The sequence below is a fragment of the Buttiauxella sp. JUb87 genome (genome assembly GCF_004361975.1).
GTDB classification, from domain to species: domain Bacteria; phylum Pseudomonadota; class Gammaproteobacteria; order Enterobacterales; family Enterobacteriaceae; genus Buttiauxella; species Buttiauxella ferragutiae.
On the sequence record NZ_SNVY01000006.1, the window covers coordinates 175,431 to 195,470 of the forward strand.

The 20,040-nt window shown below is 46.0% G+C and carries 25 protein-coding genes and 2 pseudogenes; 21 read left to right on the plus strand and 6 right to left on the minus strand.

The features are described from left to right. The first annotated feature begins 426 nt into the window (after nucleotides 1-426). Both EC843_RS25015 and EC843_RS18870 read left to right on the plus strand, forming a co-directional pair. On the plus strand, nucleotides 427-825 hold the full coding sequence (locus tag EC843_RS25015) for an AlpA family phage regulatory protein (protein ID WP_347813654.1): 399 nt from the start codon (nucleotides 427-429) through the stop codon (nucleotides 823-825). Between the two features lie 97 nt (nucleotides 826-922). Next, entirely contained in the window at nucleotides 923-2,554 is a 1,632-nt protein-coding gene (locus tag EC843_RS18870) for a YfjI family protein (protein ID WP_133522853.1), read from the plus strand. A 439-nt stretch (nucleotides 2,555-2,993) separates the two neighbouring features. Here the strand turns inward: EC843_RS18870 and EC843_RS18875 are convergent, their stop codons facing one another. Continuing rightward, a complete protein-coding gene (locus EC843_RS18875; RefSeq protein WP_243739163.1) occupies nucleotides 2,994-3,644 on the minus strand; it encodes an inovirus Gp2 family protein in 651 nt (216 codons plus the stop codon). Between the two features lie 517 nt (nucleotides 3,645-4,161). Between EC843_RS18875 and EC843_RS18880 the strand changes: the two genes are divergently transcribed. Then, the gene (locus tag EC843_RS18880; RefSeq protein ID WP_243739164.1) at nucleotides 4,162-4,371 is read left to right on the plus strand and encodes a hypothetical protein; all 210 of its coding nucleotides are present in this window, start codon (nucleotides 4,162-4,164) and stop codon (nucleotides 4,369-4,371) included. A gap of 163 nt (nucleotides 4,372-4,534) precedes the next feature. On the opposite strand, the gene EC843_RS18885 is transcribed toward EC843_RS18880, so the two are convergent. Continuing rightward, nucleotides 4,535-5,479, minus strand: coding sequence for a glycosyltransferase (locus EC843_RS18885; RefSeq protein ID WP_133522854.1), 945 nt, complete (start codon nucleotides 5,477-5,479; stop codon nucleotides 4,535-4,537). A 474-nt stretch (nucleotides 5,480-5,953) separates the two neighbouring features. Between EC843_RS18885 and EC843_RS18890 the strand changes: the two genes are divergently transcribed. The 16 genes and pseudogenes from EC843_RS18890 (at nucleotide 5,954) to EC843_RS18965 (ending at nucleotide 15,073) form a co-directional block, all read left to right on the plus strand. Then, nucleotides 5,954-6,520 carry a hypothetical protein gene (locus EC843_RS18890; RefSeq protein ID WP_133522855.1) on the plus strand — a complete coding sequence of 189 codons (567 nt, stop codon included), beginning with the start codon at nucleotides 5,954-5,956 and terminating at the stop codon, nucleotides 6,518-6,520. An 18-nt stretch (nucleotides 6,521-6,538) separates the two neighbouring features. Then, nucleotides 6,539-6,874 (plus strand): hypothetical protein, encoded by a 336-nt coding sequence (locus tag EC843_RS18895; protein ID WP_133522856.1) that lies wholly within the window; start codon nucleotides 6,539-6,541, stop codon nucleotides 6,872-6,874. Nucleotides 6,875-7,002: 128 nt separating this feature from the next. Further along, nucleotides 7,003-7,701, plus strand: coding sequence for an EcsC family protein (locus EC843_RS18900; protein WP_133522857.1), 699 nt, complete (start codon nucleotides 7,003-7,005; stop codon nucleotides 7,699-7,701). 121 nt (nucleotides 7,702-7,822) lie between these two features. Further along, a complete protein-coding gene (locus EC843_RS18905; protein ID WP_133522858.1) occupies nucleotides 7,823-8,659 on the plus strand; it encodes a DUF932 domain-containing protein in 837 nt (278 codons plus the stop codon). 25 nt (nucleotides 8,660-8,684) lie between these two features. Beyond that, nucleotides 8,685-8,909 carry a DUF905 domain-containing protein gene (locus EC843_RS18910; protein WP_133522881.1) on the plus strand — a complete coding sequence of 75 codons (225 nt, stop codon included), beginning with the start codon at nucleotides 8,685-8,687 and terminating at the stop codon, nucleotides 8,907-8,909. 80 nt (nucleotides 8,910-8,989) lie between these two features. After that, nucleotides 8,990-9,454 (plus strand): antirestriction protein, encoded by a 465-nt coding sequence (locus EC843_RS18915; protein ID WP_133522859.1) that lies wholly within the window; start codon nucleotides 8,990-8,992, stop codon nucleotides 9,452-9,454. A gap of 9 nt (nucleotides 9,455-9,463) precedes the next feature. After that, nucleotides 9,464-9,934 carry a DNA repair protein RadC gene (gene radC, locus EC843_RS18920; protein WP_133522860.1) on the plus strand — a complete coding sequence of 157 codons (471 nt, stop codon included), beginning with the start codon at nucleotides 9,464-9,466 and terminating at the stop codon, nucleotides 9,932-9,934. 8 nt (nucleotides 9,935-9,942) lie between these two features. Further along, the gene (locus tag EC843_RS18925) at nucleotides 9,943-10,164 is read left to right on the plus strand and encodes a DUF987 domain-containing protein (protein ID WP_133522861.1); all 222 of its coding nucleotides are present in this window, start codon (nucleotides 9,943-9,945) and stop codon (nucleotides 10,162-10,164) included. Between the two features lie 31 nt (nucleotides 10,165-10,195). After that, on the plus strand, nucleotides 10,196-10,555 hold the full coding sequence (locus EC843_RS18930; RefSeq protein WP_133522862.1) for a type IV toxin-antitoxin system YeeU family antitoxin: 360 nt from the start codon (nucleotides 10,196-10,198) through the stop codon (nucleotides 10,553-10,555). Between the two features lie 63 nt (nucleotides 10,556-10,618). Beyond that, nucleotides 10,619-11,005: a TA system toxin CbtA family protein gene (locus tag EC843_RS18935; protein ID WP_133522863.1), complete on the plus strand. Its 387-nt coding sequence runs from the start codon at nucleotides 10,619-10,621 to the stop codon at nucleotides 11,003-11,005. Beyond that, the gene (locus tag EC843_RS18940; protein WP_133522864.1) at nucleotides 11,002-11,493 is read left to right on the plus strand and encodes a DUF5983 family protein; all 492 of its coding nucleotides are present in this window, start codon (nucleotides 11,002-11,004) and stop codon (nucleotides 11,491-11,493) included. The genes EC843_RS18935 and EC843_RS18940 overlap by 4 nt, the downstream gene beginning before the upstream one ends. 145 nt (nucleotides 11,494-11,638) lie before the next feature. Further along, nucleotides 11,639-12,484, plus strand: a complete 846-nt coding sequence (locus EC843_RS18945) for a DUF4942 domain-containing protein (protein ID WP_133522865.1) — start codon at nucleotides 11,639-11,641, stop codon at nucleotides 12,482-12,484. An 80-nt stretch (nucleotides 12,485-12,564) separates the two neighbouring features. Continuing rightward, nucleotides 12,565-12,930 carry a DUF6088 family protein gene (locus tag EC843_RS18950; RefSeq protein ID WP_133522866.1) on the plus strand — a complete coding sequence of 122 codons (366 nt, stop codon included), beginning with the start codon at nucleotides 12,565-12,567 and terminating at the stop codon, nucleotides 12,928-12,930. Continuing rightward, nucleotides 12,923-13,229, plus strand: a pseudogene (locus EC843_RS18955) (nucleotidyl transferase AbiEii/AbiGii toxin family protein); the annotation flags it as partial. The gene EC843_RS18950 and the pseudogene EC843_RS18955, both read left to right, overlap by 8 nt. A 223-nt stretch (nucleotides 13,230-13,452) precedes the next feature. Then, a complete protein-coding gene (locus tag EC843_RS18960) occupies nucleotides 13,453-13,890 on the plus strand; it encodes a hypothetical protein (RefSeq protein ID WP_133522868.1) in 438 nt (145 codons plus the stop codon). After that, nucleotides 13,871-15,073 (plus strand): hypothetical protein, encoded by a 1,203-nt coding sequence (locus tag EC843_RS18965; RefSeq protein WP_133522869.1) that lies wholly within the window; start codon nucleotides 13,871-13,873, stop codon nucleotides 15,071-15,073. The genes EC843_RS18960 and EC843_RS18965 overlap by 20 nt, the downstream gene beginning before the upstream one ends. A gap of 279 nt (nucleotides 15,074-15,352) precedes the next feature. Here EC843_RS18965 and EC843_RS18970 read toward each other — a convergent pair. From EC843_RS18970 to EC843_RS18985, 4 genes and pseudogenes are all read right to left on the minus strand, one after another. Next, nucleotides 15,353-16,512, minus strand: a pseudogene (locus EC843_RS18970) (IS30 family transposase). A gap of 244 nt (nucleotides 16,513-16,756) precedes the next feature. After that, on the minus strand, nucleotides 16,757-17,269 hold the full coding sequence (locus EC843_RS18975; RefSeq protein ID WP_133522870.1) for a GrpB family protein: 513 nt from the start codon (nucleotides 17,267-17,269) through the stop codon (nucleotides 16,757-16,759). A gap of 88 nt (nucleotides 17,270-17,357) precedes the next feature. Then, nucleotides 17,358-17,573 carry a DUF6500 family protein gene (locus EC843_RS18980; RefSeq protein ID WP_133522871.1) on the minus strand — a complete coding sequence of 72 codons (216 nt, stop codon included), beginning with the start codon at nucleotides 17,571-17,573 and terminating at the stop codon, nucleotides 17,358-17,360. 597 nt (nucleotides 17,574-18,170) lie between these two features. Continuing rightward, on the minus strand, nucleotides 18,171-18,428 hold the full coding sequence (locus EC843_RS18985; protein WP_133522872.1) for a helix-turn-helix transcriptional regulator: 258 nt from the start codon (nucleotides 18,426-18,428) through the stop codon (nucleotides 18,171-18,173). A 99-nt stretch (nucleotides 18,429-18,527) separates the two neighbouring features. On the opposite strand from EC843_RS18985, the gene EC843_RS18990 reads away from it, so the two are divergent. Together EC843_RS18990 and EC843_RS18995 are read left to right on the plus strand one after the other, a co-directional pair. Further along, complete coding sequence (locus EC843_RS18990; protein WP_064540312.1) at nucleotides 18,528-18,839, plus strand: helix-turn-helix transcriptional regulator; 312 nt, start codon at nucleotides 18,528-18,530, stop codon at nucleotides 18,837-18,839. An 83-nt stretch (nucleotides 18,840-18,922) separates the two neighbouring features. Then, nucleotides 18,923-19,258, plus strand: a complete 336-nt coding sequence (locus tag EC843_RS18995; protein WP_133522873.1) for a helix-turn-helix transcriptional regulator — start codon at nucleotides 18,923-18,925, stop codon at nucleotides 19,256-19,258. Nucleotides 19,259-20,040 lie beyond the last annotated feature (782 nt).

Below are 20,040 nucleotides of genomic sequence, written 5' to 3' on the forward strand. Positions count from 1 at the left end.
AATTCTATCCGGGGGAACAAAAAAAAGACATGCCATGTTAAACGACGGTTCCGGGCCGCAGCTCACCAGAAGGGAATACAGCCCAATTTAAATGCCCTGAATCAATCTCGGGATATCTCTCAAACATCAACCGGGCTGAGTCATGCCAGTCATTGCAGCAATAGCCGATGCCGGAAGGTACCTGAAGCTTCACAGGCTGGAGAAGAGCTCAAATTGATGGATGCTTACCAATCAGCCTGTACGTCATCGGGGTGCATGTTAAATTATTGTGTCAGTTCATTACATGTCACAACAACCAGAAATGCGGTAGGCGGTAAAAACGATAAAATAAACTGAATTCTGGCCAGTAGACCGCAACCGGTCGAATTTTGTAGATTTCCTCTCATCCGGAGCAGAGTGCTCCTGATAGTAACCAGGAGGAAGAAAATGCATAAACATCACAGTAGCAAAACTCGGATGAGTGAACTGGCCTGCTCAATTTCCCGCCATCTGCATTCTGTTGACTCAGTCTCTCAGCATAAGGAATGTCAGACTGAGGAGAAAAGCGTTTTAATAGACCAGGAAGTGAAAAAATGCTCTGCTCATAAAGCAAAAGGCCCGAATACTGAGAGTGATAAACCATGCCAAAATCGTGTTATCTCGCCAGAAGAAGATCAGCTTATTGACATGAAATACATCACAGCACATAGCGGGCTTAGTGATAAGTATTTTTATTCCATTATCAGGCGTGGCATGTTTCCCCGTCCAATAAAACTGGGGCGTTCATCACGATGGAAGAAAAGTGAGTTTGAAAAATGGATCGAAGAGCGTGTCGCTGCCAGATAATAACCTGGTAGGTATATATATTAAAAATTAAATACAAACAAAGTATAGCCAGTGTTATTTGGCTGGCCTGATTACGCCTTTTACAAAGGAGCCATAAATGAATAACCAGAGCAACTATTCTCGTGTAAAAAACCAGCCGGGCACGCAGGGAAATCATGCCACTAAAGAACACGAGGGGTCTTTCCCTGTTCATTGTCTACCTGAACTATTAAAAAACACGGCTGAGCGTGTAAACCTGTTCACAGGCATGCCAATAGAGTTGATTGTAAGTGTGCTCATGACAACCCTGTCCATTATCAGCCAATACCTTGTTCGCATTATATCGCCTTACACAGGTGCATCAGGACCTTGCTCTTTATATCTTCTGACGCTGGCTGAGTCAGGTGAAGGCAAAACATTTTTGTCCAGGTTGTTTATGAAACCAGTTCACCAGCAGCTTGAAAAAATGAAACATGAGTACAACAGGCAGCTTGCCAGATACAAAAATGAGCACCTTATCTGGAAAACTGGATTGCAGGGACTCAATGCAAATCTCAGGCAGGCTATAAAAAAAGGGTATGGCGTTGAAGATGTTCAAATCCAACTGGAAAAACACTATAAAAGCGAACCTGAAAGACCGGTAGAACCAAAATTTATTTATCAGGATGTCACATTCAAAGCGCTTATTCAGGGCCTGAGTCAGCATGCTGAAGCCGGCATTATCATGGATGAAGCGATACCTTTTTTCAGAAGTGGCTTAAAAAATCATTTGGGGCTACTGAACACGGGATGGGATGGCGGAACCTACTCTTTCAACAGAGCGGATGGTGAGAGCTATGAGCTCCCGTTAAGTCTGATGTTTTCATTGTTGATACAGAATGATGTTTTTATGGCTTATTTAGAAAAACATGGCGAGGTTGCTAAGGGCAGTGGATTTCTCCCCCGCTTCCTTGTTACGCGGGTAAAGAGCTCAATAGGCCAGCGTAGTCATCGTATTGATGAAGAAGGGCTGAATGCCATATTAACGCCTTTTTATGACAGATTGTGGGAATTGCTGGAACTACTGGAGTCGCGTTTTTATGATAATACGATCCCTAAAGATCAGCTAAAACTATCAGATAGCGCGAAAAAGCTCCTTCAGGAAAGACAATGTGAAATCGAACGAGCGATAGCACCTGGCGGGCGATATGCACATATCCGTGATTTTGCGTCGAAAGCAACAGAGCAGGCAATAAGGCTTGCAGCAATAATGGAAGTGGTTTCTGTCAAACCGGCAAAGAACGATTTAACTACTGATTTGGTCTATACAAATATTATCCACGCATCACGAATAAGGAATTCACTGCTGATAGTAGAATGGCATCTGCAACAGACAAGTTCGCTGTTTTATCCAATGTCAGAGGAATCCAGGTTTAAATCCGATGTCAGGGCACTATGGTGCTTTATTAACAAAAAGCTTATTCAGGGAAATGGTGTTCCATTTCCTAAACATGAACTACTCCAGTTTGGCCCGGGACGCCTCAGATATATCGATAAATTAACGCCTGTGCTCAATCAGCTTATTAATCAGGGATTGTGCTGCATTATAAATATCAACCATTCCAGTGCGCAGTATATTGCCGGCATGCTTCGTAATGGTTTCGTATGTCTGGGCGGGTATACTTGCCCTTATTCGATAGTGCAGACACGCGATTATTCTTGTGACAACGTCAGGTGGGTTGACTTATCCGATTTGCCGGGAGGTGCCTGAGGCGATTAAGTGGTGTTAACGTTCAAATAGACATGCAAAGGGTCACATTCGGAAGCCATGCTGTCACAGGAGTCATGTTTGACCGCTGGTTAGTAAACAATCAAAGATAATCGTATCTATTTTTTTAGTGCTGCTGAAATTGCTATTTTAGCAGCTATAGCAGCCATTTTTGATTGGGTGATGTCTCCTTTTCTCTTTCGGTTATCCATCCCGGCAGGTCTGATGATCATACTGGTGATGGATTTCCTCCTTCTATCCCTGCCCAATCTTGCCAATATAACGTTGAGTTTAGGATGAGAAACTTGTCAATGGACTGGCCCACGTTCACCAAGATAATACAACTGGCCATTGCTCATAACATAATGCAGGGGAAACGTTAATGACCTGTAGCGGAATATGTTTAAACGGTGAGATTTCATATTATCACCAGAAAATAAGCTCAATACTGACTGCAGCCAAAATTACGTAAACCATCATCGTTGTTTTTACTGTGCTCTTTCGCCAGATAATCGACCCTGGCTATCGCCTCACCACATTGCCGGTTAACATCAGGGTGATGTGTATCCAGATGGTAATAACTGTTTTCCGGGAACTCGACCAATGGATAGAACGGACGATAATCGCCTCCGGCATGAAGATTCAATACTCTTCCCCAGGCTTCCATTATCATCACCGCGAGGCAGTGAGTATATTCGCCATTGATGGGCTTGTAGCGCCCCGGATAAGCATAAGCGTCCTTGTTGAGCAACAGGGCCACATGGTAATGCGGTTGACGCTGTTGTCTGTCAAACTCCCTGCACCAGATATAACGGACGTTGGTGGGGTGGACCCGTTTCCCCGTGCGTGATTTGCTCCGCAGGTCGGCCACTATCTGCGCCTGTAAAGACCCCATGAAGCGTTTAATCAAGCCGGGATCATCCCTGTAAACTAGATTGTCTTTGGTGGGCAAACGAAGATCGAAGCGAAGAAGCAATGTTCTTGGATGTTGATTAAGGGCTTTGTCCAGCGTTTCCCGAATACGACGCAGATACCGGGGATTAGAGGGGCCATAGCTGGCAATGTTGACACTCACTGAACTTGTAACTGACATGGATATCTTCCTGTTAAGGGTTGCAAAGACGAGTATATTACATGACGATGCAAATAAGTCGTATAAGGCCTGAATGAAGTTTACAGTAATTAAATTTAACCAGGTTATTATTATGAGTGACGGTAATGCGTTAAGAGTAATCAGAGAGAATACAAATTACTTACTCAAAGTTAATTATCATTGATGTGTATGGTTAATCATCAATAACTAACAATACCATTAACTACGATAATAACCATATAGTTATATTACCAATCCGACATGAATGTCAGATAAATAACTTAACAAATAAATTAAAGAAGAAAATGAACAAAATAAGATAGAATTTGTAAGTTAGTTGATTTATTTTACTCGGAAGTTAGTCATTTTATGGCATAACATAATTATCTGAATTTTTTCTGAAAACAGATTTAACACTTATCTGGAAATCATTAATTCCAAATCTTTTTACGCCCACATTACTCATGTGAATAGCCGGTTAATCATCTTCCGGTGTGACTTTTCACAGGAGTAAACCATGCCTCAAATTACCGAACCACAGGATACTAACGATATTATACGGACCAGCCTTAATCTCTTACCCCAACAGGCTACTGATCGTATTCTCTCCCGTTTGCAGCAATCCATTAACTACGAGCCCGTGATTGGCATTATGGGCAAAAGCGGTGCAAGCAAGAGCTCACTGTGCAACGCGCTTTACCAGCTGCCTGTCTCACCAGTGATTTAACTGCCTGGACACACGAACCACAGCGATGGGTACAGATAATAACCAGACAACAGAAAATGACGCCTTTGTTTGGTAACGCTCTGTTTACCGGAACCAGTACTCTCACTGCATTCAAAAACTGGCGCCGTCCTGATGGAGCGGAAGTGCGCTCATTGCGTGAGGGTTACAGGTAGATTTTGCCTGCCAGTTTCAGAAGAAAAAAGATATCGCTCAGGCTGCGGGCTCCTGCAAGCAACTGACTCAGCGCTATTCGCTTTCTGAAAGAGGAACGGACTGACTGCCGGTCGGTGATTTTACGTCTGTAGAGCCCGAGAAAATGTCGGCATTCAACCAGTGCATGTCGGGTCAGTGCGCGTTTTATCTCATGGTGCTGCGGCTTTGATGAAAGCGTGATGATATCGCTGATGACGTCAATATAGCTGTGCGCCCGGATATCGTAATAATCCTGACGATGTGTAATCGAAGCATGATTGTTCACGTAGATATAATCTTTCTTGTCGGCAAAACAGAACAGACCATTTGCGGCGGCAAGATGAAGGGTCCAGAGGATGTCTTTGTGACTTTTCCCTTCCTGGAAGCGCAGGTTATTTTCCCGGATATACGAGGAGTGTACTATCTGCAGCCACAGGTAATGCGGCCATTCCTTCTGTGAAACACAATGGCGTATCCATGCATACCCGGTGAGTCTCTGCCTGTAGGGTTGCTTGCGATGGACCGGATGCCGATGTGAGCCGGTGATGTCGGCATGCCAGGCATTGAAAATGGCAACGTCAGCATTTTCCTGTCGGGCGATGAGTAGTCGCTCCTGCAAAAATGCGTCAGTAATCTGGTCATCGGCATCCAGAAATACCACCCATTCTCCACAATGGATGGCCAGTGCGGCATTTCGCGCAGCATACACCCCCTGATTTTTCTGGCTGATAACGACCAGTCGCTCATCAGTGATTGCGCACAATATCGCTGCTGTCCCGTCGGTGGAGCCGTCATCCACAACAATCACTTCAATGCTGATGGCCTTTTCCCGGAGGAGTTCCTCCACCAGATGACCAATATAGTCCTGCGCATTGAAAGCAGGAATGATGATGCTGATATCTGTAAGTTTTTTCATCTGTGGGTTCAGAAATGGCCGGTTCGGCAGGGTTGTCACAGGCGGACGGTATCCGCGGGGAAAAATGCTATCGGGAAGGGCTACGCTGACGACGGTCATCAGAGGCTGGGCGTGTTCTTTTCTCTCTTATTTCCTGGTTTATTAGCATCAGGCAGTTATCGCAATAATCGCTATCCAGCCCCAGAAGGCGGCTGATGATGCCTCTTTTTCGGTTACATCTTCCGCATCTCTTCATGCTATCTCCCGTCATCTGAGTTCACCCAGTCGGCTAATCCTTAAAAACATCAACAAAACAAGTCATTACGTCAGTGCGATGCTTGTTTCTGAATGTCATGTGTAATCAATATTAATTGATTATACAGATCAATATTTATAAATCGATCGATTTTATCGATCATAAATTTACATACGAAAGCTGATAGCCCTTCGTTAAATACCCGTCATCCGACGGACCCACAACACAATGAGGACACAATGAAAATAAATACGCTAACCGGCACCCGTCGCATCCTGATGGCACTGTGCCTGGCTCCGTTATCCGCGCATGCACTTAACGCCGGTCAATGGGAAATATCAGGCAAATCCTGCCGGACACTTTCCGATGATGGCCGCACGCTGGTTGCCACCGGCACGGACCGCAGTTTCATCCTGTTTTCGCTGAATGAAGATTGTCGTCAGTACCGCTTGCAGGATAAGAACCGGGTTATTTCTTTGCTGCTTAATGGCCAGGCGATGACGGCAAAAGCGGTCTGCCACGATGCGTCAGGCCGCTGGATGATGGTGCCTGACAGCAAAGCAGGGATGGAAAGTGCCATCAGCCAGTTGCAGCAGAATACGGAAATCAGGTTGTCCACCAGCGATGGTGAAGTGAATACCACCGTGAAACGCGGCAACTATGCGCAAGTCTGCCCGGTGGTGAATGGTAGTGCTGCCCCTGATAACAGACTCACTGAGCAGGATGTGCAGCGTACAGAGCCCGGAGAAGCCATCACCGGAAAAAATCGCCTGTCCCTGGGCGAATTAATGAACATGAACAAATAGTCCAGAAAGGAGTACAAGATGAAATATTTATTACAGGTCATGATGTTAAGTGCGGGCTTACTGGGTTCAACCCTGGCGTCTGCCGCCATCAGCAAAGATGACCAGCAGGCTGCCGTGAAAACCGCAGCCAGTGTTTATGACGCCATGCTGGGTGAAGGTTCAGCGCAGGAAGCTGACTGGACTGCACCAAAACAGCTAAAAGACATTAAAGACCCGGTTATTCCCGGTAATACGCTGCATGTGCTGGAATTCTCAGTCATGGAGCCCGCCAACGGCGCTTATCAGCGTATTCGTATCCTTATTAATGCCGACGGGGGTGTTGCCGGTGCCGAAATCCTCTATGCCGGGCGCTGACCACGACAAACACCCGCCCTCATTAATGTACCGACAGGCCATGCTTTCTTTGAAAAGTATGGCCTTTCTGCTTTTTATGCCCGCTGATGCCGTCGGGCTGTATTTTTATCTGTAACAGAGGCGTTCACATGCAATTTGAAGAAAACGATGAGTCGGAGAATGATATCGGTCCCAAAGAGCTGGAGGAGGTTATTGCTGTTCCGCCTCCTCAGGGACTTGCCGCCTTGATGGGCTGGCTCTACGACCGGGCCGTCAGTGGTATTGCCGGAATAGAATCGGCTGAAACGCTGGCAGAGCGCTACCTGGATGATGCGAAAGGTGACGCGCTGATGGCTGTTCGTCACATGATCCACTGGGAGAGTATTAAGGCAGGCAGCAGCGGTTTTCTGTCGGGTGTGGGGGGCGTGGTGGCAATGCCGGTTACGCTCCCGCTCAACCTCACCAGCGTGTTGTTTCTGCAGACCCGTCTGGTTGCTGCGGTGGCCTGCCTTGGCGGACATCGCCTGTCTGATGAACGCATCCGGGCTCTGGCGGGGCTTTGCCTGTGCGGCAACGTGGCAAAAGCGTTATTGCAGGACCTGACCATACAGATGACCGAACGCTGGACACCGCCCCTCACGCAGCAGATTGTAGAGAAAACGCTGGTCCTGATGGCCGCGCGTGCCGGAATGAACAGTGCCGGGAAGTTTATCCGCCTGGTCCCCCTGGCAGGAGGAATAGTCAGTGGTGCAGTAGATGTTGCCTCCACCCGGACGATAGGGCGTATCGCCCGTACCACCTTTCTGAAAAATCAGCCCCCGGAGCCGCAGTCTCGCTCAACCGCCTGATTGCCTGTAATGGCATTTGCAGCGGTTTTACCCTCTCAGTATCAACATATCAGCAGGCCATGCCTCCTTCGGGACGCATGGCCTTTCTGGTTTTTATCCCCCTAATTTCAGGAAATAAACGATGGCCCGATTAGCCTCCCGCTTCGGTGCGGTGAACCTCATACGCCGCGACCGTCCGTTAACCCGTGATGAACTGGCGCATTATGTACCGAGTGTCTTCAGCGAAGAAAAGCATGAATCCCGCAGTGAACGCTATACGTGGATACCGACCATTACCGTACTCGAAAACCTGCAGCGTGAAGGCTTCCAGCCATTCTTTGCCTGCCAGACCCGAGTGCGCGACCCGAGCAAGCGAGAGCACACCAAACATATGCTTCGCCTGCGCCGTGAAGGGCAAATCACCGGCAAACAGGTGCCAGAAATTATCCTGCTTAACAGCCATGATGGCTCCAGTTCTTACCAGATGTTGCCGGGTCTATTCAGATCGGTTTGCCAGAATGGGCTGATTTGCGGTGAGAGTTTGGGTGAGGTGCGCGTGCCGCATAAAGGCAACGTAGTGGAGAAAGTCATTGAAGGGGCTTACGAAGTGCTGGGGATATTTGACCGGGTGGAAGAGAAACGCGATGCCATGCAGTCGCTGATGTTGCCGCCGCCCGCCCAGCAGGCAATGGCGAAAGCGGCATTAACGTATCGCTTTGGTGAAGAACATCAGCCGGTGACGGAATCGCAAATCCTTTCCTCGCGCCGCTGGCAGGACGAGAGTAATGACCTCTGGACCACTTACCAGCGTATTCAGGAAAACCTGATTAAAGGTGGGCTATCGGGGCGAACGACCAAAGGTAAGCGTGCCCATACTCGTGCAGTTAAAGGTATCGACGGTGATGTGAAGCTCAATCGCGCCCTGTGGGTGATGGCGGAAAACATGCTGGAATTTCTCGAGCATCCACATACGCACTGAAAAAGGGAGAACTTAATCTGTGAGCATCGAAGAAATCGCGCTGCTTCCTTCCGGCCCGTTCACACGCGAACAGGCCGAAGCAATCGCCAGACAGTATCAGAATGTCGCGATTGAAGAAGACCAGTGCACCCATTTTCGCCTGGTCGTACGTCACAACGGCGAAATGCTCTGGCGGGCATGGAATTTTGAGCCTGATGCAGGAGCCATGATGAACCGCTATATCGCCTGCCATGGTATTCGCAATCTGTGATTCTTTATCAGTGCACTTAACCACTCACCATTCCCGTCAGCCCTTACCGGCTGGCTTTTTTATATCCGGAGCTGTTTACCATGAAGACCTCAACAACGCCTACGACTGATACGTCCACCTTATCCCGGACGGTTAACCCGGCAACTATTTCGGCCATTCTCGTGCCAGATGAATACCGCGCCAGTTTCTGGCCGCAGCACTTCGGCACCATTCCACAATGGATCTTGCTGGAGCCACGCATCTTTGCCTGGCTTGACCGGATGTGCGCTGACTACTGCGGCGGTATCTGGAATTTCTACACGCTCAGTAATGGCGGAGCGTTTATAGCCCCCGACAGTGATGAAACCTGGCCTTTGTTTAACGCATTCAATGGCAACGATGCTGAACTCAGTAGTGAAGCGACAGGGATTACCATCTGCCTGTTGGTATTCAGTCACCATGCCTGCCGCACAGAGTGTGATGCGATGACGGAGCACTATTACCGTCTGCGGGATTACGCGCTGCATCATCCGGAATGTGCTGCCATTATGCAGATTATTGATTAAGGATTGAGCATGTCTGAACTGATGTTATCCCCGGTCTTTCTGGCTAATGAGCAGCGCATTATTCGTCGTGCGCTACGCCTGCTTGAAAAGTATCAGCGTCAACCGAGTGAGACATTTACCGCCACCAGCTTCACCAAAACCTGGCTGCAACTACAGATGGCTCATCAGGAGCGGGAAGTCTTTATCGTGATGTATCTCGACAACCAGCATTGTCTGCTGGAGAGAGAAACGCTGTTTACCGGCACACTCAGCCATACCGAGGTGCATCCCCGTGAAGTGGTTAAATCTGCCCTGAAGCATAACGCCGCTGCGGTCATTCTGGCGCACAACCATCCGTCCGGTACGACAGAAATCAGCCAGCAGGACAAACATATCACTCAGCGGATCGTAAAAGCCCTGGCACTGGTAGAAGTGCGAGTGTTGGATCATCTCGTTGTTGGGAACGAAGTGGTGTCTTTTGCGGAACGTGGCTGGTTGTGAGGTGAAGAATGAAAATCATCAGCAAGCGCCAGGCGATGCATATTTATCGCCAGCATCCTGAATCGAGGTTATCGGCTTTCTGTACAGGCCATTACCAGTGGCATGGCAGTGTCTGCCATTACTACGGACGGGAAGTTCAGGATATCAGCGGTGTACTCGCTGTTTTTGTTGAGCGTCGTCAGGACCGGACTGGCCCATATGCCATTCTTCGCAGCGTGACTCTGAATTAATCACATCTCTCAGTCATTAAGGAACACTTAAATGAAATCTGTCGCCTCATCCGGTACATCACCGGAGAACACCCCATGCCTGCAATGGGGATTAAATCGCGAAGTAACCCCCAGTTTTGGTGCGCGTCTGGTGCAGGAAGGCAACCGTCTACATTTTCTGGCTGATCGTGCTGGCTTTAACGGTGCCTTCAGTGAGGATGAGGCACTGCGGCTTGACCAGGTGTTTCCATTGATGCTCAAAGAGCTTGAACTCAGGCTGCACTCAGGTGAGGTCAATCCCCGCAGTCAGCATTGCGTTACATTGCACTGCAATGGCCTGACCTGCGAAGCCGATACCCTGGGCAGCCATGGTTATCTCTATCTCACTATTTACCCGACAAGCCCGAAATAACCCGCACGACCTTCTTAGCAATACCCATTACGTAACATCGTTAATCTGAAGAGAACCCAACCCATGCAAGCTTTACCTTTAGCAACCCCGCAACGGGCGGCACAGACCTGCCCGTCGCCTGTCGAAATATGGCAACAGCTGCTGACGCATCTGCTCGAGCAGCACTATGGACTCACACTCAGTGATACCCCGTTCAGCAATGAAACCACCATCCACGAGCATATTGACACCGGAATATCCCTCAGCGATGCGGTAAACTTCCTGGTGGAAAAATATGAGCTGGTGCGCACTGACCGGCCTGGTTTTAACATAATGGAGCAGTCACCGTTTATCACCCCAATCGATATCCTCCGCGCCAGACAAGCCACCGGTCTGATGAAGCGCAGTGGTTATAAAGCTGTGAGTGATATTACACGTAGCAAAGTGAGTCGGCTGGAGCAACACCATTGAAAATATCAATGAATGTTGAAGCCGATAGCATTAATGTCCTGGCGCTTAATATGGGCAAAATTGCCGTAGATGTGGATGGCATTGAAATCAATGAGCTTATTGATGTCATTAGCGACAACGGTTACACGCTCCGCATTGCCAGTACGCCAAGTGAAATTATTGTTGAAGATCCTCTGCCAACGACCGCCAGAGTCAGCGGCATTCAGTGCAGTACGGCCCATATCACCGATGAAGATAACACCTTGCTGCACGAGCTTTCTCAGCAATATCAGGATTATGGTGATGCGGAGTGGGTCCACTACACGGGCTCCGGCTATCTGATACGGCTGGATGCGTGGGCATTCCCACTACTGCGTCTGAAACGTCGCGGGTTGTCGAAAACCTGCCGCCGCCTGATTGTGACGCTGATGCGCCACTATGGTATCAGCACCATTCACTTTGATGTCTTTGGCGATATTCTCCCCGGTTTTACCACCTTCGACGGGTAGCGTGTATCACCTCGTTATCAATCAACCGGAACAAAAAACCTCTACTGACCACAGGCAACATCCCCCAACCAGACAACACAATACGCATAAGCGCCAGCCCTCATCCGGCTGGCGCTTTGTATTTGTATATAAAGGAAAGAAAATCATGTCAGAACAACACTGCGTAGAAGCGGATGTTTTAACAGACCATACCGACATCATCAGTTCAACCAGCATTGAACGCACCGTAACGAGCCGCAATGCCGCACTGAAACAGATTGAGGAACTGATCCAGCAACTTGATGCGATCTCTACGCTGACCAGCAGTATTGGAGGTAAAACAGCCCGTGACTGGGCGATGCGTCAGGAGTTTCGTTGTGGCTGTTGGCTCATGGAAAATGTGAAAACCGCAATGAGTACGATAACCCGCAATCTAGATCGCAGCATCTGGCGTGACCTGATGCAAAAATCTGGGATGCTGGCACTGATGGACGCTCAGGCGCGTAAGCAGTGGGATAATAATCTTGAAGGTGACGATATTCCTGAGATCAGCGAAGCCAATATTCTCAGTACCTTTGAGCAACTGCATAGTAGCAAAGCAGATGTGTTTGAACGTGGCATCATCAACGTGTTCAAAGGATTGAGCTGGGACTACAAATCCAACAACCCGTGTCAGTTCGGCAAAAAGATCATCGTCAATAGCTTGGTGGATCACAACCGCTGGGGTTTTCGGCTCAACTGGGGATGGCGGCGGGATCAACTGGCTGACCTTGAACGTATGTTGTTTCTGTTAGATGGAAAACCCATTCCGGAAAACCGCCACGATGTGACGGTCAGACTGAGTGAACACATTAACCAGCAAAGTACCCCGAAAATTTTCGACGATGCGTATTTTTCTATCCGCTATTTTCAGAAGGGAAGTGCGCATATCACGTTTAAGCGCCCAGAGTTGATTGACCGAATGAATGACATTATTGCGAAACACTATCCGGGAATACTCGCTACAAGATAAGTTAAGTGTCGGATGTTTGCCATGATGAAGAAATGACCAACGGAGGATAACATGACTACAAAGCTCGTAATCAGTCACGACTGAAACGCTCAAAGTGTTATGTTTTCACTCGTGACGATTTCAAAGATCTTGCTGGCTACGACCAAATTGGCAGAGCACTGCATGAACTGGTGAAGGAAGGGCTATTGCTGAAAGTAGGCTATGGCGACTACACCAAAGCGCGGCAAAATGCGATTACCGGTAAATTGATGCCTGCTGCTCCCGGAGGTTCCGCTGCGGTAGTGATTGAAGCGTTGGATCGTCTGAAAGTAGATTACCGCCTGGTAGGAGCAACAAGCGCCTACAATAGCGGTAAATCCACTCAGATCCCTGCGTCACAGGAAATCAAAACCTCACCACGTTTTAAGAGAGCATTGTCGGTAGGGAACAGCAAATTAAATGGATGATTTAACAAAGCTATTCCCGGACGTTGCCAGATGCTCTGGGCATTGATTCTGTTGAAATTGTAGCGAAAGATTATTACATCGTTGAGTTATTGCGATTGCTCCAGCCTCCAGCCTTTGATACCCATCAACTGGTTTTTTTCGGTGGAACGGCATTGTCAAAAGCGGGGATATCTTTGAACAGGATGTCGGAGGTCGTGGACATTAAGCTTGTACCTCTCGCCGGTTTTTCCCAGCAATATTCCAGAGGTCAGCGTAAAAGCATCCGTAAGGGTATTATTCAGACCATTATCGAAACGATTTGGGTATTCGCATTCACTTGATCACCCATTCGCATTTTACTTGGTCGTTTCCAACAGAAAGCCGGGACAGAGCAACCCAAATTGACGGGCAGCTATGAGCGAACAGTGGACATGGGTATCGGTATTGCCCTGACGATACCGCTTGAAATTTAAGGCAATAAACTATTTGCTAAAAGTTTATGTTATTGTTATAAAACCATTTTACATTTTTTTGGTGTTGAGAATGAGCGAATATACAAAAATTCAGGCTTCAACCTCTAATGAAAAGAAATACAAATGTAACCCGAAACATAGGAATACAAAACCAGAATCAGACAAAACTATATGGTTAGTAAATGAAGCTCAAGAAGAAATTTACTTTTGGGAATCAGTTGATGAAAATTATGTATGCGATAAAAATTGTTATTGGTGGGTGAATGTTACACCAGCGACGAGTGAAAAAAACATAATCGGAAGAACCGATGTGAATTATGCATACATCGCAAAATTTAAATCAGATCATAATAATGAATGGCATGGCTATCCAGTGACAGCGGAAAGGACGCCACATGATGTTCCGCATACAACTATTTTGGATGAATGGAAGAGGCTTAAGTTTTTTTCAAAAAAAGAGGTTTCAGACCTCAGAAAGGGGAGAGGTTATGTCAAATCTTGCGCTTGATCTTAAAATAGAAGGGGACTTCATAGATTCTTTTATTTACTCTGGGGTTTTATACCTCCTTGATTCTGAATTTAGGTTCACATCATATTCTTGGAACTCTTTATGTGATTTTATCTTAAAAAGAAATGGATTCAAATTTAGCGATGCTAGCTTTATCTTAAAATACTCAAAAGATAATAGGAATGAGAATGGTTCAGCGCATACAATAGACACCAATATTAGTGGAAGTGAGCTTCTTTCGCTGAAAAAAGATTCTATCGATATTAATACTTGGCCATCCGATATAAACTTATTCTCAAATAAATTATATTTCTCTGGTGATGATGGTGTTTATTTTATAAATACAAACCATATTACTGCTGAATTTGACAAGAGAAAAATGCAAAAAGTTTTCGGCATGAAAAGTTTCTCTATATCTCCTAATACAAATAATAGACTTGCTTTAGCAGTTGGCCGTGAAGGTGTTTTTACTTCAACTTTAAAATATGGAATTAAACTACCTGCAGAATCTAAAGTATCCGGTAGCAGTTGTATCGATATAGATTGGATGAATGATAACCTTTTCATTAACTCAGATACTCTCGTTGTTGAACAGTTTTGTAAGATTGAGAATAGAAATAATGTTGAGTCTAATGATTTATTCGCAGCAATAAAAAGTGAAATATCAAAAGAATATGAAGAAGAACATGTTATTTCTGGAGAGTTGTCTAAGAAAGCCTACAGGAAATATGTTGAAGCAATTTTAAATAAGCCTCCTGAAACTATGCAGTTAAAGGAAAGTTATAAATATGGCTGGTCTAGTGGTGATTGCGATTTTATTTTAAATAAAGACGATAGAATATTAGCTCAAAATAATATATCTGGTGAGAAAAGGGATATTTCATTGGAGGGTCGTTCCTCAGGGTTAATTAAAGTGAGAACCTCAGGCTGCGGAACCATTATAGAATCCAAAGATGGTAGGCTATTCATGTTTTCGGAGCATGAAGTTAAAGATATATCGAGTGAATTCGTTTCTTGGCGAGTTTACCCTAGGGCAAAAAACCATGCCAATCACTTGCACATAATAAACGATGAAAACATAAATATTAAGATTTATAACAAAACACATTCCATCCTCAATACTTTTCTTTCTAAGGGAAATGATGATGAGTATAATTACAAAATATCCAACCTGATCAGCTAGAGCATTATCACCAAAGTGGTGGTATTTAATAGATGTCGCCACTTTGATTGAAAAAAACAAGGTGAACATCATTCTAAAATATTCACCACAACCTCACTTTAACTTTTCCGTTGTAAAACATTCAAATAATAAAAATTAATTTTAAAAAAACAGCCAGAGTTATGTGGGTAAATTCTGCACCAGTAGTTACAGTAATCACTATGGATTTAAATCGTTCGTTAAAGAGTGTCTGTGGCAGTGCTATTCCAGACTCTTGAATGTCCATTCTTGGCTGTGAGTTCAACTAATGGATGCAACACACTGGTTAAATCGCTCTGCGGGTGACTCAAAGTCTAGTGTTTTTCTCGGCCTCTCGTTAAGTTGCCTGGCAACACTATTTAATCTTTGCTGGCTGTGAACTGAAAGGTCTGTCCCTTTTGGAAAATACTCTCTGAGCAATCTGTTCGTATTTTCATTTGAACCACGCTGCCAGGGGGATTGAGGATCACAAAAATAGACCTGTATATCAGTGGCTACGGTAAACATGATGTGGTTGGTCATTTCAGCACCCCGGTCCCAGGTTAATGTTTTATACAGTTCTGCAGGTAAACTTTGGGCTTGTCTGATAAGTGCTGATATTACTGTGGAGGTCTTCTTATCACTGATTTTTGCCAGCATAACAAAGCGGGAATGGCGTTCTACCAGTGTGACGATATAAGAGTTTTTCGAGCCCTGGATCAGGTCACCTTCCCAGTGACCCGGTATGGCTCTGTCTGCGGCTTCAGGTGGCCTTTCGCTTATGGGTATCGCGCTAGGGATTGACCCTAATCCTTTCCCTTTAAGCGATGTTGTTCTGGATTTACGCACTGTTCTTCCGCTTCTGAGGCACTGTTGTAGTTCTTTTTTTAATGCTCCCCGGGTTTGTATAAAAAGCGTTTTATAAATCGTTTCATGTGACACATGCATTTCCTGATTATCGGGATAAAAGCGTTTCAACCAACCGGCGATTTGTTCTGGTGCCCAGCCCTGATGCATTTTTTCCGCAATGATTTTACACAATGCGGGGCATTCAATTAGCTTACAAGGTTTAGGTCTGAGGGTACTGTTCCACGCTTCCTTATCAGCTTTTGCTGCACGGTATTGATTTGCGCCTCCATGCCTCTGTATCTCGCGGCTAATAGTCGAGGGGCTCTTGATAATTTATCAGCTATTTCCCTGATACTGTGTTTTGCTACCAGCCCTCTGGATATATCCTCTCTTTCATCAAGCGAAAGAGATAACCGGTTCCGTTTTCGAGTTGGAGGACGGTACCTACCCGTTTGGTAAATCGTGGGCATAATAGAAGAGTGATATCTGTCGAACATTCTGGCGATTTCATGCAAAGAATCACCTTGCTTATGCCTGTCCCAGATAATCGCTTTCTGTTCTGGCGTGTAGTAAATGCGGGATCTTTGTTTCATGGTAACGCCCTCCTTGTTTAAGGATAGCGTTGCATCGACCAATTGAACTCACAGCACATAGAGGACTTCGAAGCGAACAATGGTCCAAAAATGCCAGGAAAGGCCATGGCGTTTTCATACCGACAGCCTCACATTAAAGTACTTTTTCGGTATGGATGAAATCATGAATTGAACATGTTGGCCCTACGTCACCTGAACAGCCCTGTCACTATGTTAACCATAACACCTGAGTGACGAAGTCTATCTATCGTTCAAAACCAACGAGTGCCAGCTGCAGATGATGCTCTATAAAGCCCGCCTTTAATTCACTGTAGCGTTGAGCATCGTTCTTACTTGCTAACGCAGCAGCACGCTTTATATCGGCATATAGCTCTGCTTCTTCCCTGTTTTTTATTAGATAATCACGGAAAGCCAGATGCTTAACGACTTGCATATCACCCACTGCAAATGCGTGCACCTGATGGCTACGCTTATCACCACCCTTAATAAAATATCGGCGCCCGCTAATTCCGTTCTCACCACGCGCAATGTATCCAGCTTGAGTCATTACGGAATTACATTTGTCTAACTCGTTTACCCCAAGAACCTCCAACAGTATGTCGATAACTGGCTTTGCTGCCAAACCAGGCACGGACGTACTACCAATATGGTGAACACCTTTAACTACCACACCAAGCAATGCCTGTATCAGCGAACTTTCAGACTCGAACATCAGCGGCCATTGCTTATCGTATGGCAGCACTATAACTGTCCGCATAGATACCTCCTCCTTTCCACTGTGATATTAACCATAATATCGGGGTAGCAAACTACCTCAGCCGTAACCCCAAATACTGACGGGTCTGTTACATGGCTAAAACGAGGGATTTTATCTTTTCAGCCTTTTCAAAATGATCCAGTTTCATATCCATAATCCACCATTGCGCCACCCCCATCAGCAGCTCTGGGTCATCATTTTTATTGGCAAAAAAAGCATAGAACGACAGTCCTACATTACTGCCATTGGCCGCAATTTTTGCCTCACACGTTCGGATGATTTTTTCCTTCATTCCTGCCCGCATGTTCTCTCCTTTTTCGTTCTCAGGGTCCTGAGTTTACCTTAGAAATTTGAGCCTTGTGAGAGGCTATGCAAGTATACTGGCTGTAGGGATTACTTCATTTAATAAGCGGTGAAATCGGTAAAATAAGCGAAACGGTATTGGATGTGGTTGATGCATAGCAACAGAGACATGCTCGATTGTTAGTATCTTTTTAAGTAGGGCCTGCCCCGATTCGAGTCCCAAAATCAACGATTTAATGTGTTGGTATCGATGTTGGTACATTATCTAAATGTTATTTTTTATTTCTTTTAAATCAAAGGATTAATTGTTATGTGCGAGTCCGGCCTTCGCACCATTAGTATGTAAATAGACCTCAACTGAGGTCTTTTTTTGTCTAAAATCCAGTCCCCGCAAGGCTCCTCTCGCTTTTTCAGACAACATAAGTCAACCGGATTATATTTATCACAGCAGTTAAAAACGGTGAGAGCAGCAAATACGCTACAAACCAGTATGAGCGCTGCAATACAAGTGATAAAAATACGGAAATTGTATGCAAAGCCATGCACATACAACACATGGCCTTCTTCGTGGGGCTCAAGGAGAATTGAGCCCTTTCAACTATGATCTCACCTTTCTAATTAAACTCGCTCGATCAAACGGCTCCCCATCCTCACCAAAATACCTCTCCGGCCAAATATCACTTGGATGTATCCCTAGCGCCTCGGCTATCAAAAATTCCCCTTTCGGCCAGGGGCGCGTTAAAGCGTTCGCTAGGGTAGATGAGCTCAATCCAGCAGCCCGAGATAGCGCTGCCAGCGACGTACCTTTCTTTCGTAAACCCGCGATAATGTCTGCGTTGTGCCAACCGTTTGTCATGATTCCCTCCTGAGTCTTTCCTGTAAATGGAACAGCTACAAATCAATGCTACGTTATTCGTAGTATCGTGTCTAAAGAATAACTACGAATATCGTAGTTATGAGAACTACACCAAATTACCGTGAAATCTTCTGCAAAAGGCTCAAAGCTTCACGGCTTGCGCGTGGGTTATCACAACGTAATCTGGGGGTTTTGGCGGGTATTGATGAGTTTGCTGCGAGTGCTCGAATCAATCGTTATGAGCTTGGAATTCATGAGGTGGATATACAAACGGCACAGCATTTGGCTTGTGTATTAAATGTTCCTGTTGCCTATTTCTATACGGAAGATGAGCAACTGGCAGAGATGATTTTGTTATTTAGCCGTTCATCTTCGCAATTACAGGAAGACGTTTTGGCACTGCTCCGCTAAACATCAGCGTCTGATGGCAATCTATTACCAGACTACGTTACTCGTAGTATCTGCTACGCTGTAAAGCTACGACTATCGTAGCCATGAAAACTTCTATCAATTACCCCGATATCTTCTGCCAGCGCCTAAAAGCTGCACGTATTTCTAAAGGTCTCTCACAAAAGAGTCTTGGCATTCTTGCCGGGATAGATGAGTTTGTGGCGAGCACGCGCATCAATCGTTATGAAAAGGGTGTTCACCAAGCCAACATCGAGATTGCGCAGCAGCTTGCTACGGCTTTAGATGTCCCACTGGCTTATTTCTATATGGTCGATGATCAATTAGCAGAGCTGACATTAAGTTGGGGAAAGCTATCTGACCTAGATAAAACGGAACTCCTTGCTCAAGCAAAAGCAAAGTCATCCTTGTGGTTGGGCTAATCTACATCCCGCAACACCCAAGCCGGGTTCCCCGCGAAAATCACCGGCTTAACGATTTCCTTCTTTATTACGCGCCAGGCACCCATCACGCAGTTCACGAACAGGTCGACAAAGACATCATCGTGCAGCGTACATTTATATAGGTAAACCGGTTCGCATGCGTTTTACATTTTTGCGGTGTTTAAGTTGATAACACAGCTGCGAATCGACGCAGGCCGAAAGCAGGTAGTACCGAAAGCCCGAAGTGTACTTATAAAGGAACGATGCGTGTGGGGTTCATCGTGGCTCGGCTGTAACAACTGTTCACTTGAGAAAGACCGGATGCATTCACGCACGATGTTGCCGCCATCAAAAGCCAATCTCTCCATGTCGCCAAACTTCTTACGCCTTCTATATATAGAAGGAAGAACAGGAGGTGGAATGTTTAAGGCAGATCTCTCGGTTAGGAACGCCAACCTCGGCTTCGCGAAGGATATAAATGAGCGGTGAGGCAGAAAAATGCGTCTTCATGGGGCGTTTCTGGTGTTGCTGATTACGTTAGTACTGACTTTGAGATGAGTTTATCAAGGAGAGTCGATCAGTTTTGTGGATAACTTTGTGCACAACTGCGTATAAGGCGGGGTTTTGCTGGGGATTGCAGCAGTCAGTCAAATTACTGCATATTTAGGCTTGCAGCCTCAGGATAACTCCCTATAATGCGCCTCCATCGACACGGAACATGTGAACAACATCACAGAGTAACGGCGGCGATGAGAGTCAAATATCCTGAAATTAAGGGTTGA